General features: G+C 73.7%; 14 protein-coding genes. 6 read left to right on the top strand and 8 right to left on the bottom strand.

Annotated elements, in window-relative coordinates:
• Positions 1 to 8: 8 nt before the first annotated feature.
• The 3 genes from nrfD to fdh are packed head-to-tail and all read right to left on the bottom strand — an operon-like array spanning position 9 to position 4,911.
• The gene (gene nrfD, locus AB0367_RS15915) at positions 9 to 926 is read right to left on the bottom strand and encodes an NrfD/PsrC family molybdoenzyme membrane anchor subunit (protein WP_366227025.1); all 918 of its coding nucleotides are present in this window, start codon (positions 924 to 926) and stop codon (positions 9 to 11) included.
• Positions 923 to 1,696, bottom strand: a complete 774-nt coding sequence (locus tag AB0367_RS15910) for a 4Fe-4S dicluster domain-containing protein (protein WP_366227125.1) — start codon at positions 1,694 to 1,696, stop codon at positions 923 to 925. The genes nrfD and AB0367_RS15910 overlap by 4 nt, the downstream gene beginning before the upstream one ends.
• A 23-nt stretch (positions 1,697 to 1,719) precedes the next feature.
• Entirely contained in the window at positions 1,720 to 4,911 is a 3,192-nt protein-coding gene (fdh, locus tag AB0367_RS15905) for a formate dehydrogenase (RefSeq protein WP_366227024.1), read from the bottom strand.
• An 89-nt stretch (positions 4,912 to 5,000) separates the two neighbouring features.
• Here fdh and AB0367_RS15900 point away from each other — a divergent pair, with 89 nt between their 5' ends.
• Positions 5,001 to 5,360, top strand: coding sequence for a DUF4180 domain-containing protein (locus AB0367_RS15900; RefSeq protein WP_366227023.1), 360 nt, complete (start codon positions 5,001 to 5,003; stop codon positions 5,358 to 5,360).
• 20 nt (positions 5,361 to 5,380) lie between these two features.
• Here the strand turns inward: AB0367_RS15900 and AB0367_RS15895 are convergent, their stop codons facing one another.
• Positions 5,381 to 6,286: a polysaccharide deacetylase family protein gene (locus AB0367_RS15895; protein ID WP_366227022.1), complete on the bottom strand. Its 906-nt coding sequence runs from the start codon at positions 6,284 to 6,286 to the stop codon at positions 5,381 to 5,383.
• Between the two features lie 446 nt (positions 6,287 to 6,732).
• On the opposite strand from AB0367_RS15895, the gene AB0367_RS15890 reads away from it, so the two are divergent.
• Entirely contained in the window at positions 6,733 to 7,335 is a 603-nt protein-coding gene (locus AB0367_RS15890) for a hypothetical protein (protein ID WP_366227021.1), read from the top strand.
• A 232-nt stretch (positions 7,336 to 7,567) separates the two neighbouring features.
• Here AB0367_RS15890 and AB0367_RS15885 read toward each other — a convergent pair whose 3' ends face one another.
• The 4 genes from AB0367_RS15885 to AB0367_RS15870 form a co-directional block, all read right to left on the bottom strand.
• The gene (locus AB0367_RS15885; RefSeq protein ID WP_366227019.1) at positions 7,568 to 8,704 is read right to left on the bottom strand and encodes a sensor histidine kinase; all 1,137 of its coding nucleotides are present in this window, start codon (positions 8,702 to 8,704) and stop codon (positions 7,568 to 7,570) included.
• Positions 8,705 to 8,724: 20 nt separating this feature from the next.
• Entirely contained in the window at positions 8,725 to 9,447 is a 723-nt protein-coding gene (locus tag AB0367_RS15880) for an ABC transporter permease (RefSeq protein WP_366227018.1), read from the bottom strand.
• Positions 9,444 to 10,337 carry an ABC transporter ATP-binding protein gene (locus AB0367_RS15875; protein WP_366227017.1) on the bottom strand — a complete coding sequence of 298 codons (894 nt, stop codon included), beginning with the start codon at positions 10,335 to 10,337 and terminating at the stop codon, positions 9,444 to 9,446. Before AB0367_RS15875 ends, AB0367_RS15880 begins: the two co-directional genes overlap by 4 nt.
• A 119-nt stretch (positions 10,338 to 10,456) precedes the next feature.
• Positions 10,457 to 11,158, bottom strand: coding sequence for a DUF1775 domain-containing protein (locus tag AB0367_RS15870; RefSeq protein WP_366227016.1), 702 nt, complete (start codon positions 11,156 to 11,158; stop codon positions 10,457 to 10,459).
• A gap of 340 nt (positions 11,159 to 11,498) precedes the next feature.
• Between AB0367_RS15870 and AB0367_RS15865 the strand changes: the two genes are divergently transcribed.
• The 4 genes from AB0367_RS15865 (at position 11,499) to AB0367_RS15850 (ending at position 15,636) form a co-directional block, all read left to right on the top strand.
• A complete protein-coding gene (locus tag AB0367_RS15865) occupies positions 11,499 to 13,760 on the top strand; it encodes a hypothetical protein (RefSeq protein WP_366227015.1) in 2,262 nt (753 codons plus the stop codon).
• Positions 13,761 to 13,888: 128 nt separating this feature from the next.
• Positions 13,889 to 14,470, top strand: coding sequence for a pyridoxamine 5'-phosphate oxidase family protein (locus AB0367_RS15860; protein WP_366227014.1), 582 nt, complete (start codon positions 13,889 to 13,891; stop codon positions 14,468 to 14,470).
• Positions 14,467 to 14,652 carry an antitoxin gene (locus AB0367_RS15855; protein WP_366227013.1) on the top strand — a complete coding sequence of 62 codons (186 nt, stop codon included), beginning with the start codon at positions 14,467 to 14,469 and terminating at the stop codon, positions 14,650 to 14,652. The genes AB0367_RS15860 and AB0367_RS15855 overlap by 4 nt, the downstream gene beginning before the upstream one ends.
• 132 nt (positions 14,653 to 14,784) lie before the next feature.
• Positions 14,785 to 15,636: a helix-turn-helix transcriptional regulator gene (locus AB0367_RS15850; protein ID WP_366227012.1), complete on the top strand. Its 852-nt coding sequence runs from the start codon at positions 14,785 to 14,787 to the stop codon at positions 15,634 to 15,636.
• Positions 15,637 to 15,822: the final 186 nt, after the last annotated feature.

The following is a 15,822-nucleotide window of genomic DNA, read 5'->3' as shown; positions in this document are numbered from 1 at the left end:
GCGGGGCGTCAGCCCCGCTGCGGCTCCACCACGTACTTCGGATCCTTCGTCGAGGCGACGCCGGCCTCGAACACCCCGAACCGGGTGGCGAGCGACCCCGCCAGCAGCGCCGCCCCGGACAGCGCCGACAGCACCCGGCTGCGCCGTCCCAGCACCGCGCCCGCCGCCCCGGCCAGGTTCAGCGCCCGCGCCGCGCGGAGCAGCCGGCCCGCCTTCCCCGTGCGGTACGGCTCCCCCAGCAGCCCCAGCCCGGTCTCGATCCGGTGGGTCGCGGCGACCTCGAGCGCCACCCCGGCGACCGCGAGCGTGCGGGCCGGTCCGCCCTCGCGCACGGGCGCCGCGATGAGCCCGACGGCCGCCCCGCTGGCCAGGGCGCTGCCCGCGAACGCGAACGGCAGGTCGGCCCGGGCCGCGTGCCACGACGGTGCCGCCGTGTCGGCGACCAGCACCGCCGTGTAGGTGGCGAGCCCGGGCGCCAGCGCCGCCGCGCCGAGGCCGGCGGCCCGCCCGGCGCGCGCCGTCCAGCCCCGTGGCCGCGCCTCGGTGGTGGCGGCCAGGCTCGCGGCCCCGCCGAACGCGCTCAGCAGCCAGGTGCCCACCGACATCGGCGAGGTCGGCTTGGCGACCCGCAGCATGTGGTGGAAGCGCTCCGGCCGGCCGAGGTCGTTGATGAGGAAGTAGGTGCTCGCGCCGAGCGCGCCGAGGGCGGCCAGCCGAGCCGCCCGCCGGGTCTTCGGCCGGCCGGTCAGGTCGGCGCCGGCGGCGAGCAGGGCGCTGCCCGCGGCCAGTCCGCCGGTGAAGAGGTACGCCGGGACGTCGTGCTTCCACACCGGCGCCTTGAGGATGGGCCGGCCGTAGTACGAGCGGAACTCGGCGCGGGGCACCTGGACGTCCTCACCACCGTGCTCGCGTGCGGGGCGGTTCATGGTCTCCTTCCGAGGAACGACACCGCGACGGCCGCGGCCATCGTCAGAGCCGCCAGGCCGGCGCGCTTCCACATCTGCGGCAGGTTACGGGTGCTGGCGATCGGGGCGGGCGGCAGTCCGTACACCTCGGGCTCGTCGAGTAGCAGGAAGAACGCGCCTTGCCCGCCGACCCCGTCGTCCGGGTCGTGGCCGTAGAGCCGCGCCTCGGGCCGGTCCAACTGCTCCAGCCGGGCCTGCGCCCGCTCACGCAGCTCGTCGAGGGGGCCGTACTGGATCGACTCGGTCGGGCACGCCGTGGCGCAGGCCGGCTGCAGCCCGTCGCCGATGCGGTCGTAGCACAGCGTGCACTTCCAGACGCGCCCGTCGCCCTCCCGCCGGGCGATCACGCCGTACGGGCAGGCGGACACGCAGTAGCCACAGCCGTTGCAGATGTCGGCCTGGACGATCACGGTGTCGAACTCGGTGCGCATGAGCGAACCTGTCGGGCACACGTCGAGGCAGGCGGCGTGCGTGCAGTGCTTGCACACGTCCGACATCATCAGCCACCGCATGTCGCCGGGAGCGTGCGGATCGTGCGGGTCCGCGCTCGACGGGAGCGTCTGCTCGATGAAGGCGACGTGCCGCCAGGAGTTGGCGTCGAGCTGGCCGGTGTTGTCGAAGGACATGCCGAGCAGGTCGAGCCCGTCGGCGGGCACGGCGTTCCACTCCTTACACGCGACCTCGCACGCTTTGCAGCCGATGCACACGCTCGTGTCGGTGAAGAAGCCCATCCGCCGCGGCGACTGTTCTAGGGTCACAGCCCCGCCCTCCGGTTGTAGTCCTCGACGAGGGCGCGCAGCGCCGCGCCCCGCGGGCGCCGGCCGGCCCGCACGTCGCAGGTGCCCACCTTGCTCTCCTGGATCAGCACGTTGGGGTCCAGCACGATGCCGACGAGGTCGTTCGCCGAGTCGCCGGTGGTCAGGCCGGAGCTGCCCCAGTGGTACGGCAGCCAGATCTGGTGCACCGGCCGCCCGTCGATGCGCAGCGGCCGCATCCGCGGGGTGACCATGACCCGCGCCTCGATCGCCGACCGGCTCGTGACCACGTGCGCCCAGCCCAGGTGCTCCAGCCCGCGCTCGGCCGCCAGCGCCGGCGAGACCTCGACGAACATCTCCGGCTGCAGCTCCGAGAGGTACTCCAGCGTCCGGCTCATCCCGCCGGCGGTGTGGTGCTCGGTCAGCCGGCTGATGGTGAACACGAACGGGAACACCGCACTGTGCGCGGGGTTGATCGGGTTCTCCGAGCGCTGGAAACGTTTGCGGGTCGGGTTGGCCTGCTGCGGGTACAGCGGGTTCGTCACCGGCGACTCGACCGGCTCGTAGTGCGCCGGCAGCGGCCCGTCGACGAGCCCGCTGGGCGCGAACAGCCAGCCCTTGCCGTCGGCCTGCATGACGAACGGATCGTCCCCGGCGATGCCCGCCGACCCGGTCGTGCCCGGCTCCGGCCGGTACGTGGGCGGCTTGGTCCGCTCGAAGTCGGGCACGTCCGGCCCGGTCCACTCGCCCCGGTCGGAGTCCCAGAAGACGTAGGCCTTGCGCTCGCTCCACGGTCGGCCATCCGGGTCGGCCGAGGCACGGTTGTACAGCATGCGCCGGTTCATCGGCCACGCCCAGCCCCACTCCAGCCCGATCGGGTCGGCCTCGGACGCGGGCGTGCGCCGGGCCGCCTGGTTGACCCCGCCGGCGTACACCCCGGAGTAGATCCAGCAGCCGCAGGCCGTCGAGCCGTCGTCGCGCAGCTCGTTGAAGCCCGGCAACGGCGCCCCGGTGGCCACGTCGAAGCCGTTGATCTCCCGCAGGACCGCCTCCGCCGAGGGCTCGTCGTACGGGCCGTGCGTGGGGTATTCCCAGGCCAGGTCGTGCACCGGCCGGTCGCGCCGCAGCGTGGAGCCGGCCAGCCGGGCCTTGATGAGGCGGCCGAGGTGGTAGAAGAACCACAGCTCCGAGCGGCAGTCGCCGGGCGGTTCGACGGCCTTCTGCCGCCACTGCAGCAGCCGCTGGGTCTGGGTGAACGTGCCCTCCTTCTCCACGTGGGAGGCGGCGGGCAGCAGGAACACCTCGGTCTTGCACTCCTGCGGCACGATCTCGCCGGTCTCGACCTCGGGGCCGTCGCGCCAGAAGGTGGCGCTCTCGATCTCGTAGAGGTCGCGCACCACGAGCCAGTCCAGCTGCGCCATGCCCAGCCGCTGGGCGCGCCCGTGCGCGGAGCCGACGGCCGGGTTCTGGCCGAGCAGGAAGTATCCCTTCACCCTACCGTCGAGCATGTTCAGCACGGTCTGGTAGGTGCCGTGGTCGCCGGTGAGCCGGGGCAGGTGCCCGTAGCAGTAGTCGTTCTCCGCGGTGGCGGCGTCGCCGAAGTACGCCTTGAGCAGGCTGACCGCGAACGCGCGGGCGTGGCCCCAGAAGCCCTTCTGCCCGGGGTGGCGGATCGCGTCGACCCACGCGTCGAGCGTGTCGTGCCGGCCTGCGCTCGGCATCGGCAGATACCCGGGCAGCAGGTTGAACAGCGTCGGGATGTCGGTGGAGCCCTGGATGCTGGCGTGCCCGCGCATCGCCATGATCCCGCCGCCGGGGCGGCCCATGTTGCCCAGCAGGAGCTGGATGATGGCGCCGGTGCGGATGTACTGCACCCCGACCGAGTGCTGCGTCCAGCCCACGGAGTAGACCAGCGCGGTGGTGCGCTCCCGGCCGGAGTTGCGCGTCCAGGCCTCGCAGACCCGGGCGAACTGCTCCGGCGGCACGCCGCACACCTGCTCCACCATCTCCGGGGTGTATCGCGAGAAGTGCCGCTTCAGGATCTGGTACACGCACCGCGGGTGCCGCAGCGTCTCGTCCCGCTCGACGGCGGACGGGATCGGCGGCCCGTGCGACTCGTGCTGCATCCCCGCGGCGGTCTCGCGGTCGGCGGGGCCGTACTCCCGCGCGTGCTCCTCCCGGGCATGTCCCTGGTAGCGCCACGACGACGGGTCGTACGCCTGGGTCTGCGGGTCGAAGCCGGAGAACAGCCCATCGAGGTCCTCGGTGTCGCGGAAGTCCTCGTGCACGATCGTGGCCGCGTTGGTGTACGCGACGACGTACTCCCGGAAGTCCAGCTCGTTGCTCAGGATGTGGTTGACCACACCGCCGAGGAACGCGATGTCCGACCCGGCCCGGATCGGCACGAACGTGTCCGCGAGCGCGCTGGTGCGCGTGAACCTGGGGTCGACGTGGATGACCGTCGCCCCGTGGGCCTTGGCCTCCAGCACCCACTGGAAGCCGACCGGGTGGGCCTCGGCCATGTTCGAGCCCTGGATCACGATGCAGTCAGCGTTGGCCAGGTCCTGCTGGAAGCCCGTGGCGCCGCCGCGACCGAAGCTGCTCCCCAGACCGGGGAGGGTGGCGGAGTGTCAAATGCGCGCCTGGTTCTCGATCTGCAGCGCGCCGATCGCCGTGAACAGCTTCTTGATGAGGTAGTTTTCCTCGTTGTCCAGCGCGGCCCCGCCGAGGCTGGCGATGCCCAGCGTCCGGTTGACCGGCCGGCCCTGCTCGTCGGTGTCCTGCCAGGTCTGCTCCCGGGCGGCGACGACGCGGTCGGCGATCATCTCCATCGCCGTGGCGAGGTCGAGCTCCTCCCAGTCGGTCGCGTAGGGCCGCCGGTACTTCACCCGGGTGGCCCGCAGCGGGCTGGTGACCAGGCTCTTGCTGGCCGAGCCCTTCGGGCACAGCCGGCCGCGGGAGATCGGGCTGTCGGGGTCGCCCTCGATCTGGGTGACCTTGCCGTCCTTGACGAAGACCCGCTGGGCGCAGCCGACGGCACAGTATGGGCACACCGACCCGGCGACCGAGTCGGCCTGCGTGGTGCGGGCGGTGATCGCGTCCGTGCGCGGCGAGCGCACCGCCGCACCGCGACCGGTCGAGTCCGGCCCGGTCAGCTGCCGATACACCGGCCAGCCGCGCAACCACCGCATGATCAGCACTCTACCGCCTGGCTGCGCCGAGCGCGTGAGGGGATGAACGACGTGCTCCCGCGCGCGTTGACGCGGTAGCGTGGCGTCCCATGGATCGGGTCGAGAAGATCAACGGGGTCGACGCGCTCGTGCTGGACGACGAGGGCCCGCGCTACGGCGCGCAGCTCGGCGCCGGCGACCTCGTCGGCGCGGCGCTCTCCCACGGTGTGGAACTGCTCGTCGTGCCGGCCGGCCGACTCGCCGACGACTTCTTCGTCCTGCGCACCGGGGTGGCCGGCGAGATCCTGCAGAAGCTGGTCAACTACCGCCTGCGCCTGGCCGTGATCGGCGACGTCTCCGATCACGTGGCGGCGAGCGACGCGCTGCGCGACCTGATCCGCGAGTCCAACCGCGGCCGCGACGCCTGGTTCCTGCCCGACCGCGCCGCCCTCGACGCCCGGCTGGCCTGAGCCGCCGCGGCGCTGCCGGGTCAGGTCGGCAGGCCCTCCAGCGTGAAGTACCGCTGCATCCAGGGGATCAGCTGCCGATACGCGACGATCGTGTCGGGCTGGCCGTTGTCGTGTGACAGGACGATCGAGCCCTGCCGGGTCTGGGACTTCACGTGGGCGATGACCCGGTTGATGTGGACCTGGCGCCCGTTGTCCGGCTTGTGGTCCCAGTCCCTCGGGTCGACGTCCCAGTAGATGGAGGCCATGCCGAGCTCGGCCGCCTTGGCCACCAGCGACGGGGTGAAGTTCCCGCCCGGCGCGCGGAAGTACTTGATCGGGGCGTCGGCGCCGACCGCGGCGTGGATCATGTCGTTGGTGTGCCGCAGGTCCCAGTCGATGTACGCCGGGTCACGCTTGGCGAGGTCCGTCAGGTGCTGCCACGAGTGGTTGCACAGCGTGTGCCCGTCGGCGTAGATCTGGCGCACCAGGTCGGGCCGGTCGCGGACCCGGAAGCCGACCATGCAGAACGTGGCCTTGACCCCGTTCTCGCGCAGCACCTGCAGGATCGCCGGAGTGTTGATCGGGTCGGGGCCGTCGTCGAAGGTCAGCGCGACGCCGGTGCCCGCGGTGCGGATGATCGTGTCGGCTGGGCCGCGGCCCTCGCCCGGCGGGCGGACGTTGAACCCGTCCCCGGGTGTCTGCGAGGTGCTCGTCGGCGCGGTGGGCGTCACCGACGGCGAGACGGCGGGGGTCGGCGAGGCGCTCGGGCTCGGCGACACCGGCAGTGACGGCGACGGCTCGGCCGACGGCACGGCGTTCGCCTGATGTGCGGCCCCGGTCCCGGGCCGCGAGAACGAGCGCGGTTCGCCTCCCGCGCAGGACACGATCCCGAACAGGATCGCGCCGATCGCGGCCACCCTGGCGTATCCGGACCTCTTGCCGAGCACCTACCAGCTCCCCCATCCTCGGCGTACGACATCCTCGGCGTACGACGTCAGCGGGCCACGCTAACGGACTCGGCGGGGCGACGCACCCCGCCACGAGGTCGGCAACGTCCGGTATGCGCAACGGTCACGCTCCGGCGAGACTACATTGTGGAGCGTGGCCGTGCCGGTCGAACTGCTGTCCCACCTGCGCCGAGCGCGCGATCACATCGACGACTGGCTCGTGCTCGTCGAACCGAGGAGTGCACCGGCTGAGCCGATAGGTGCCCGCATGCGGCGTCGTCAACAGCACGCGGCGGCACTGGGGGACCTCCCGCCCGCCGGCCGGCCCGCGCACAGCGGGCTGCACGGTCCCCGGGCCGACCTGGAGCGTCGAGCCCCCTGCGGGGGAACGCCGCCGCGACAAGGACGTTCGTGCGCTACGCGTTCGCCGTGATCACGGAGTGAACGTGCTGCTTCTGGTGCATGTTCACTCCGTGATCACGGCGAACATGATGGCTGGTCGACGCGGATCGCAGGCGTGGCCAGCGCCGTCCGAACTGGCTGACGGTCGTCTCGATGCGCCTGTGCCGCAACCCGCGCTGCTGCTGACCCTCCGCACCGCTCGCGGGACTTCCGATATGTCCGGCGCTGACGCGCCGGACATATCAGATGTGGGTCATGCCGCCCGCCACCGCGGCTGCTTCTCGCCCGGCTTCAGCGTGCACCGCATCCTGGTCCCCGCGGATGTGAAGCCGATCGCGCCTTCCGGCTTACAGAACGCGCCCGGATGCACGATCGGCCCTCCGCCGCCGCCGGCAGGCGGGGTGGTTTTCGGCGCGGGCGGTTTCGTCGTGGTCCTGGTGGCCGCTGGGGTGGCCTGCTTCGTGGTCGCCTTGGGCGTCGGCACGGCGGGCGGAGCGAGCGTCGGAACAGCCCCGGTGGCGGTCGGCGACGGTGGCGATGCCGGCGCCGACGCCGATTCCGAGGCCGATTCCGAGGTCGATTCCGGCGATGGTGACGGTGACGGTGACGGACTGGGCGAGTCCGCGGCAGACGGGGACGGCGATTGAGCCACGACCTGCCGTGGTGCGCCCTGCGCCGGATTGGCGCCGGAGCCGCAGCCGGTGAGGGCGAACAGGGCGAGGACGGTGATCGAGAGGTGGCGGATGGTCACCGCCGGATCTTGCACCGGTACGAACCCGGAAGGCGATCGGCGGACCAGGCAGGCTCAGGCGCCGTTCGTCGTCCGGCTCGGTCGGCTCGGTCGGCTGATCAGGCCAGGCCGGCGGCCTGGGCGCGGACTCACGACGCCGAGGCCGAGGGGGTGGCGGTGGCGCGTAGCAGAAACCCGCCGCCGTCGCGCCGGCCGACGCTCAGCGCGCAGCCCGCGGCGTCGAGACGCTCACGCAGGCCGTCGAGGCCATGACCGGCACCCGCGCGAACGCCGGTGGAGCCGTCGCCGGCCGGGCCGCGCCCGTCGTCGCTGATCTCCACGGTGGTGCGGCCGAGGCGAATCCAGCAGTGCTTGGCGTCGCTGTGCCGCACGACGTTGGTGACGCCCTCGCGGACCACCCAGGCGAACAGCTCCTGCCGCTGCGGGTCGACCTCCTCGCCGGTGACCGGCACGTCGGCCTCGATGCCGGCCGCGTCGAGCGCGCTGCGCGCGGCGGCGAGCTCGGTCGCGAGGGACATCTCGCGATAGCCGGCCACGGCCGCGCGCACGTCGGCGAGCGCCTCGCGGACCAGCCGCTGGATGTCGGCGAGCTCGGCCTCGGCGCGCTGCGGGGCGAGCTGCACCAGCCGGCCCGCCAGCTCGCTCTTCACCGACACCACGGTGAGGGAGTGGCCGAGCAGGTCGTGCAGGTCGCGGGCGAACCGGTTGCGCTCCGCGGCGACGGCCAGCCGGGTGATCTCCTCGCGGGCCTCGGCGAGCTGTGCGTTGCGCTGCACCAAGCGGGTCACGCCCCACACCGCCAGCGCGGCGACCATGACCGCGAACGTGAGGCCCATGTCGCCGTCCCAGCCGGGCACCGCCCGCGGCAGCACGAACGCGCACACCGCACAGGCCAGCACGAAGCTCCACGCGCCCCGGGCAGGCAGGCTGAACACCGCCATGACCGACAGGTACACCAGCGCCGTGAGGCCGGACTCGCCGACGATCACCGTCAGCACCGCGGCCAGCGCGACCATCGCGGCGAGGCGCAGCACGGCCCGCGTCCGCGCCGGCGACTGGGCGGTGTGGCGGAAGTGCCGGCGGACCGAGAGGAAGCCGAGCAGGTAGACCGCGCAGAAGGCGAGCGCGGCGGCGAGACCGGCGGCGCGCTGCAGCGGGTCGGGCCGGTGCCAGGCATCGGCGATCGGACCCGCCATGTAGAACAGCCAGACCGCCGACCAGCTCCAGAAGAACCGGGGGCGGCGCTCGGGCAGGCCCTGCGACATGTCGAACACGGTACCGAGGCTCAGGCACGGGCGGTGTCGACGCGGAACCGGCGCAGCGCGATGAGCGCGAGCACCAGGGTCCAGCCGGCCAGCACCGCGATCGCCTGGCCGTCGACGTGGCCGTGGTCGAGCGGGCTGCGCGCCACCTGGCCGGTCCAGTAGGACGGGGTCAGCTTCGCGATGAACCGCAGCGTGGCGGGCATCAGGTTGACCGGGACCCACAGCCCGCCGAACGCGGCGAGGGTCAGGTTGATCAGCGCGGAGACCTGCTGGACGCTGTCGGGCTTGGCGAGGTACCCGATGACCACGCCCAGCGCCGCGAACGGCAGCGACGACAGCCACGCCCCGGCGAAGCACAGCACCCACTCGGCGGCGGTGAGCCGCACGTGCAGGCCGGCGGCGCCGACGGCGAAGGTGACGGCCACCGGCAGCACGCCGGCGAGCAGGGCCAGCAGCACCTTGTTCAGCACGTACGCGGCCGGGGACAGGGGCGTGAGCCGCAGGGTGCGGTTCCAGCCGAGGCCGCGCTCGACGGCGATGGTGCCGCCGCTGGAGATCGCGGCCGTCATCGCGCCGAACAGCGCCATGCTGACCATCACGTACTGCTTCGCGTCGGCGTCGCCGCCGACGGACACGCCGCCGATGATGAGCACGAGCAGGGCTGGCATCAGCGTCGAGAAGATCACGACGCGCTTGTTGCGCAACAGGCGGACGGCTTCCAGCCGCATGTACGTGGGGTTCACTGGATGCTCCCGGCAACGGTGAGGGCGATGAAGGCGTCTTCGAGGTTGCGGCTGGTGACCTCGATGTCATGGGCGGGCGTGGCGGCCAGCAGCGCCCGCAGGGCCGCGTCGGAGTCGTCGCAGTGCAGCAGCACCATGTCGCCGCGGGACTCGACCCGCTCCACGCCGGCCAGCGCCGCGAGGCCGGCCAGGTCGGCGCCGGGAATCGTGGCGCGGATGGTGCGGCCGGACACGGCGGCCTTGATCTGGGCGGAGGTACCGTCGGCGATGACCCGGCCGGAGCGCAGCAGCACGATGCGGTCGGCGTAGTCGTCGGCCTCCTCCAGGTAGTGCGTGGCGAAGAGGACCGTGCGCCCGCGGGCGGTCTCCTCGCGCATCGACGCCCAGAAGGCGCGCCGGGTCTCCACGTCCATGCCGGTCGTGGGCTCGTCGAGGACCAGCAGGTCCGGGTCGGCCACGAGGGCCATGGCGAAGCGGATCCGCTGCTGCTGGCCGCCGGAGAGCCCGGCCACGCGCTGCTTGGCGAACTCGGCGACGCCGGCCCGCTCGAGCACCTCGCCGACCGGGCGCGGGTTGCGCTGCAGGCCGGCGGCCAGGCGTACCGTCTCCTCGGCGGTCAGGTCGGGCAGCAACCCGCCGGACTGCATGAGGGCGCCGACCGCGCCGCGGGCGATGGCCTTCGCCGGGGCTTCGCCGTAGAGGCGCACCTCGCCGGCGTCGGGTCGCTGCAGGCCGAGCAGCATGTCGATGGTGGTCGACTTGCCCGCCCCGTTCGGGCCGAGCAGCGCGACGACCTCACCCCGCCGGATCGTGAGGTCCAGGCCGTCCACGGCGCTCACCGAACCGAACTGCTTCGCGAGCCCGGTCAGCTGGACTGCTTCGTTCGTCATGCGAACAGCATGGTGGCCCATCGATCCCGCCCGGGCTGCATCACGTCACCGGCGCCCCCATGACAGATGTCATGCCGTGCCGGGTGTCAAGCCGTCACTCGCGCAACGCCCCGCACCGGTCATTCTGCGGGGCCGCGGCGCCCGCGCAGCCGCCAGGCGAGCGCGCCACCCGCGAGCAGCACGACCACGACCACGCCGATGATCCATGGCGCGGCGGAGCCGCCGTCGCCGCTCGTCCCGCCGGCCGCGGTCGCCGGGGCGGCCGGGGCCGGCGAGTCCGATGCCGTCGCCACCGGCTCCGGAGACGACGCGGCGGCCGAGGACGGGGCCGCGGCGGCCGGGGCGAGGGTCAGCGTCGGCGCCGGGTTGTCCGGCTGCGCGCCGTTGTTCGGGATGCCGATCCACCGGTCGACACGGCCGTCGCTGTACGTCACCAGCGTCTTGAACGACAGCGTCGTGGCGTCGGCCGGCAGCTTGGCGACCTTCACCGCATACTGCGCGCTCTGCTTCGCCGCCAGCGCCGGGCCGGCGACCGTGTACCCGTCCGCGGCCGGGGTCAGCGCCCAGCCCGCCGGGCCCGAGACGTATGCGACGTCGGCCGGGGCGATGCCGGCCGGCAGGGCGACGCGAACCGACACGATCGAGGCCTTCGAGGACTCGTTCTCCGCGTCGAACGTGATCGTCACGTCGGTCGCGCCCGCCTGTGCCTTGTCGGCCTTGACCCCGACGTGGGCGGAGGCGGGGCCGGCGGTGCACAGCACGACGGTCGCGGTCACGGCGAGGGCGCCCGACAGCGCGCCCAGAAAACGGCGAATCAGCACGGAACGGATCCTCCCGGAGACGGCGACGACCAGGGTAGTCGGCGCGCGGGGAACGAAGGTTCCGGCGCGGTTGCAGCCGGTCGCTCCTGTCGGCACCGGGACGGGCGCCGCGGTGGCTGTTCGTTCGCGGGCTCGCCGGTACACGTGGCGGCCGGCCGCATCGCCGTCCTGGAGGGCGAGGGGCGCTGAGCTGCGCTCCCGTCCCCCGCCACGGGCGACGTGCCGGGTCGCCCGATCGATGGATCGCACACCGAATCCGCTACGCGTAGTGACGGCAGGCGGCACTATGACGGTGCCCTCGTCCCTCACCGTTCGGAGGCAGAGGACGATGCCGAGCCGGATGCGACGCACGGCGGAGCGCACGCTGCGCCGGTACGCGCGCGAACATCTCGATACGGATCCCGATGAGCACGATGAGCACGATGAGCACGGCGACCGCGGCCATCCGGCCGAGCCGCCGGCGCTGCTCGGCTCCGGCGGCGAGCGCGTCGACCCGGCCGCGCTGCTCGACCGCCGCGGCGAGCGGCTGTGGCTGCTCACCGCGCCCGGCGCCGGCGGGCCGAGGCCGCTGCGGTGGCTGCTGCGGGCCGCATGGGCGCGGGCCGCCGCCGACCCGGCCGTCGCGCAGCGACCGGTCCTCGTCGACCTGGCCAGCCTCGCGGCCGACGGGCCGGTGACCGCCGGGGCGGTGCTGCGGGCCGTCACCGGGACGGCCACCGAGCACGGGTACCTGGTCCTGCTCGCCGGCCTCGACGACGCCGGCGGCACGGTCCGGGCGGCCGTGGCCGGGCTGCCCGCCGCGCTCGCCCGCACCGCGCCGGCCTCGACGATCGTCACGCTCTCGCACGCCGAGCCGGTGCCCGGTTTTCACATTCCCGCGGTGGTACTCCCGGATGCCCCGCCCCGCCGCGACGCCCCCGTCGACGACGGGATCTGGGAGGGGCTCGCCGGCCGCCTGCGCGACGACCAGCCCTGGCCCGCTGGGCTGGTCGCCGACGCCGTGGCCGCCTGCGCCGCCGCGACGCGGCCACTGCGCCGGCGGATCATCGACGACCTCACCGCGCTCGCCGACCGCCGGCTACTGTTCCGCGCCGCCGTCGCCGCCGGGGTGTGCGACGACGACGGCGTGCGCCGCGCCGCCCGCACCGAGATCGAATCCCTCGCCGGCGGCGCACCCGCCGCCCGCGACGCGCGCTGGCTGTCCCGCCTGCTGGCCCTGCTGCCGGTCCTGGACGCCAACGGTCCCGCGCCCGCCGATGACGCCGCGCACGGCGGGGACGGGGCGCCCGGGGCGCCCTCGGCGTCGCGCTGTGTCCATTTCTCGCACACGGTGTGCGACGTGATCCCCCCTCTGCCGTGTGACTCTGACCCGATGGGAGGGGAATTCGCACCAGGACACGGCCAGGACGGGACGCCCGGCGCGCACGGCAGGGACGGGACGCCCGGAACAGTCTCGGCGGACGAGCGGCCCGCCGCGCACGGCGGGATCGGATCGCCCGCCGCCCACGGCTGGGACGGGAAACGCGGCTGGGACGGGGCGTCCTCGGCGCACGAGTTGCCCGCCGCCCGGTCGGTGCTGCTGCGGATGGCGGCGGCCGGGCGGCCCGGTTCGACGCCGCTGACCCTCCTCGCCCGGCGCGATCCGGCGGCGGCGATCGCGGCCGCCGAGGAGTCCGGGGATCCACTCGCCCTCGACGCGGTGGCCAGCGCCGCCGACGAGCCGGCCGTGGCCCGCGCCGTGCTGGGCCGCTGCGCGGAGGTGCCCGGGTGGGAGCCAGCGCTGGTGTACCGGGCCCAGCTCGACCGCGCGGTGGCCACCACCCTGCTGGCCGAGCGCGACCGCGACGCCGGGCCGATCGCCGCGGGCCGGTGGCGGAGGTTCGCCATGACGCGGGGGACGGCGTACGGCCGGCTGCTCGACGACGTCCTCGCCCGCCCGTGGGGCTGGCCGCCGCATGCCGCGCCGCTGCTGCTCTCCCTCGCCCAGGTGCGACCACCGGCGTCGGCGGCACCGATCGCCGTCGCGGCGCTGCCACGCGCCGCGACCGGGGCCGTGGCCACGACACTGGCGGTGCTCGCGTGCGCGCGCCTGGCCGGCGGGCACATCGGGCCGCCGGCCGCCGCGCTCGCGATCCTCGCCGGCCTCGCGGTCGCGGGCGTCCTGCTCGTGCGGCGGCTGCGCCAGTGGCAAGCCGCCGTGGCCGCCGTCACGGCCATGTCCACCGGCGCGGCCGCATCCACCGGCGCCACCGCTTCCGCCGGGACCACGGTTAGTGTCGGCACGGACGTGTCCACCACCGCCGTTTCCGTCGGTGCGAGGGTGTCCGCCAGCGGCGGTGATGGTGGCGGTGTGCCCGTGCCGCTACGCCGGGAGAGCGTGCTCGCCGCGGTGCTCGGTGTCGGGCCGGCCGTGATGGGCGTCGTGCCCGGTCCCGGCGCGCTGGACAAGCCGCTGCGGCGAGCCTGCATCCGCGCCGGGGTGCCGGAGGCCGAGATCACCCACCTGCTGGGCGCCCTCGCCGCGCGGCGGACACGGCTCGGCCGTGCGGTGGATCCCGCCCTGCCGAAGCAGGCGTCTCGGAGGAACCAACGCCAGGCCTAGCGGCGGCGGCTGAGGTGTTGCGCTGTGTCCATTCCTCGCACACGGTGTGCGACGCGATCCCCCCGCTGCCGTGCGACTCTGCCCCGATGGGAGGGCAATTCGCACCAGGATCGGCCGGGGAGCGGCTCATGCAGCAGCGGGCGGGCACGGTGGAACGGGCGGAGCGCTTCTACCGCCAGCAGGTCCTGCCGTCGCTGAACGAGCGCATGATCGAGTTCGTCGGGCGGCAGGAGATGATGTTCGTGGCCACCGCCGACGCGCTCGGCCACTGTGACAACACGTTCCGGGCGGGCCCGCCGGGCTTCGTCGCCGTGCTGACGCCCGGGCGGGTGGCGTGGCCGGAGTACCGCGGCAACGGCGTGCTGGCCAGCGTCGGCAACATCGTCGAGAACCCCAACGTCGGCCTGATCTTCATCGACTTCTTCCGGGACGTGATCGGCCTGCACGTCAACGGCCACGCGACGATCGCCTCCGACGCCGACATGCGCCGGGAGTTCCCGCACCTGCCGCTCGACACGGTGCCGGGCCGCCGCCCGGAACGCTGGGTCAACGTGTTCGTTGAGGAGGCCTACATCCACTGCGCCAAGCACATCCCCCGGCTGCGGAGGGTGACCGACGAGGAGCGCGCGTGGGGCACGGACGACACGCGCCGCAAGGGGGGCGACTTCTTCGCCGTCGCGGCCGATCTTGCGGGTACGGTTGGACGATGAACAGCTTCTTCGACAAGGTCAAGAACCTCGCCAACGAGCACGACGACAAGATCGACCAGGCACTGGACAAAGCCGGCGAGGTCGCCGACGACCGCACCGGCCACAAATACACCGAGCAGATCCAGAAGGGTGTCGACGTGGCCAAGGAGCACATCGGCGGAGGCGACACCACCAAAGACTGACCGAGGTCCCATACCGCGCCCGGCACCCCCCGGGCGCGGCCACCGGGCGCCGATGCGCCCTCAGCGCCGTGGCAGTAGCTGGATCAGCAGGGCCAGCAGCAGCTCCAGGACGATGAGCGCGACCAGGCTCGCTTGGAAGCCGGTCGTGATGCTCGCGGCGCGGTAGAAGACGATGCCGACGAGCGCCACGCCGCCATCGAGGGCGACGAGGAGCTGTGCCGGTCCGGCGTCGCCGACGCCCTCGCCGACGCCCTCGCCGGCGCTTCGCCCGGATGCCAGCCGGCCGGGCACACCTGGGCGCAGTGGGCGCTCTCGCTGCTCGACCTGGGCCAGGGCCGGCCTGAGGCGGCGCTACCGCGGCTGCTGCCGCTGCAGGAGAACCCCTTCGCGCATCATGTGGTCGCGCACCGCGGCATCCCGGACCTCGTCGAGGCCGCCGTGCGCGCCGAGACCGGGGCGGGGGCCGGGGTCGCCGGCGCGGTGCGGCGCCTGGAGTCGTTCGCGCAACGCTCCGGCCGGCCGTGGGCGCAGGCGCTCGTGCACCGCTGCCGCGCGCTGCTCACCGGTGACGAGCACGAGTACCGCATGGCGCTCAAGCTGCCGGCCCGCCCGTTCGAGCAGGCGCGCACGGAGCTGCTCTACGGCGAGTGGCTGCGCCGCGCCCGCCGCAAGGCCGACGCCCGCCGGGCCCTGCGGCGCGCGCTGGAGTCCTTCGACCGCCTGGGCGCGCGCCCGTGGTCGGCCCGCGCCCACGCCGAGCTGGAGGCGACCGGCCTGCCCGCACCGCGGCGTCCCGAGCCGGCCGCGGCCCGGCTGACGCCGCAGGAGCTGCAGATCGCGCGCCTGGCGGCGCGGGGGTTGTCCAACAAGGACATCGCGGCGCAGTTGTTCCTCAGCCCGAAGACGGTCGCCTACCACCTGTACAAGGCGTACCCGAAGCTCGGCGTCACGGCCCGCGGCGACCTCGCCGCGCTGCCGCTGTGACGTCAGAACCCGGTGACCCGCACGGACTCCACGACGCCCACGCCATCCGCCCCGGCCGTGCACGCCACGACGGCGACGTATCGAATAATCGAAGAACTACAATGCTTCCACCGTCGGGCCGGACGGTGAGCACTCAACGCTCACGAACTTCACCGCGTCGCCCGCGCGCAGCCGCTGTGCGATCCG

The organism is Dactylosporangium sp. NPDC051484 (assembly GCF_040689395.1).
Lineage (GTDB): Bacteria > Actinomycetota > Actinomycetes > Mycobacteriales > Micromonosporaceae > Dactylosporangium.
Note: the sequence above shows the minus strand (reverse complement) of the source record. Positions and strands in the feature narration are given on the sequence as shown.

Coding starts and splice junctions, on each gene's coding strand:
- nrfD (WP_366227025.1), bottom strand. CDS start 926: ATGAACCGCCCCGCACGCGAGCACGGTGGTGAGGACGTCCAGGTGCCC.
- AB0367_RS15910 (WP_366227125.1), bottom strand. CDS start 1,696: ATGGGCTTCTTCACCGACACGAGCGTGTGCATCGGCTGCAAAGCGTGC.
- AB0367_RS15900 (WP_366227023.1), top strand. CDS start 5,001: ATGGATCGGGTCGAGAAGATCAACGGGGTCGACGCGCTCGTGCTGGAC.
- AB0367_RS15885 (WP_366227019.1), bottom strand. CDS start 8,704: ATGTCGCAGGGCCTGCCCGAGCGCCGCCCCCGGTTCTTCTGGAGCTGG.
- AB0367_RS15875 (WP_366227017.1), bottom strand. CDS start 10,337: ATGACGAACGAAGCAGTCCAGCTGACCGGGCTCGCGAAGCAGTTCGGT.
- AB0367_RS15865 (WP_366227015.1), top strand. CDS start 11,499: ATGCGACGCACGGCGGAGCGCACGCTGCGCCGGTACGCGCGCGAACAT.
- AB0367_RS15860 (WP_366227014.1), top strand. CDS start 13,889: ATGCAGCAGCGGGCGGGCACGGTGGAACGGGCGGAGCGCTTCTACCGC.
- AB0367_RS15855 (WP_366227013.1), top strand. CDS start 14,467: ATGAACAGCTTCTTCGACAAGGTCAAGAACCTCGCCAACGAGCACGAC.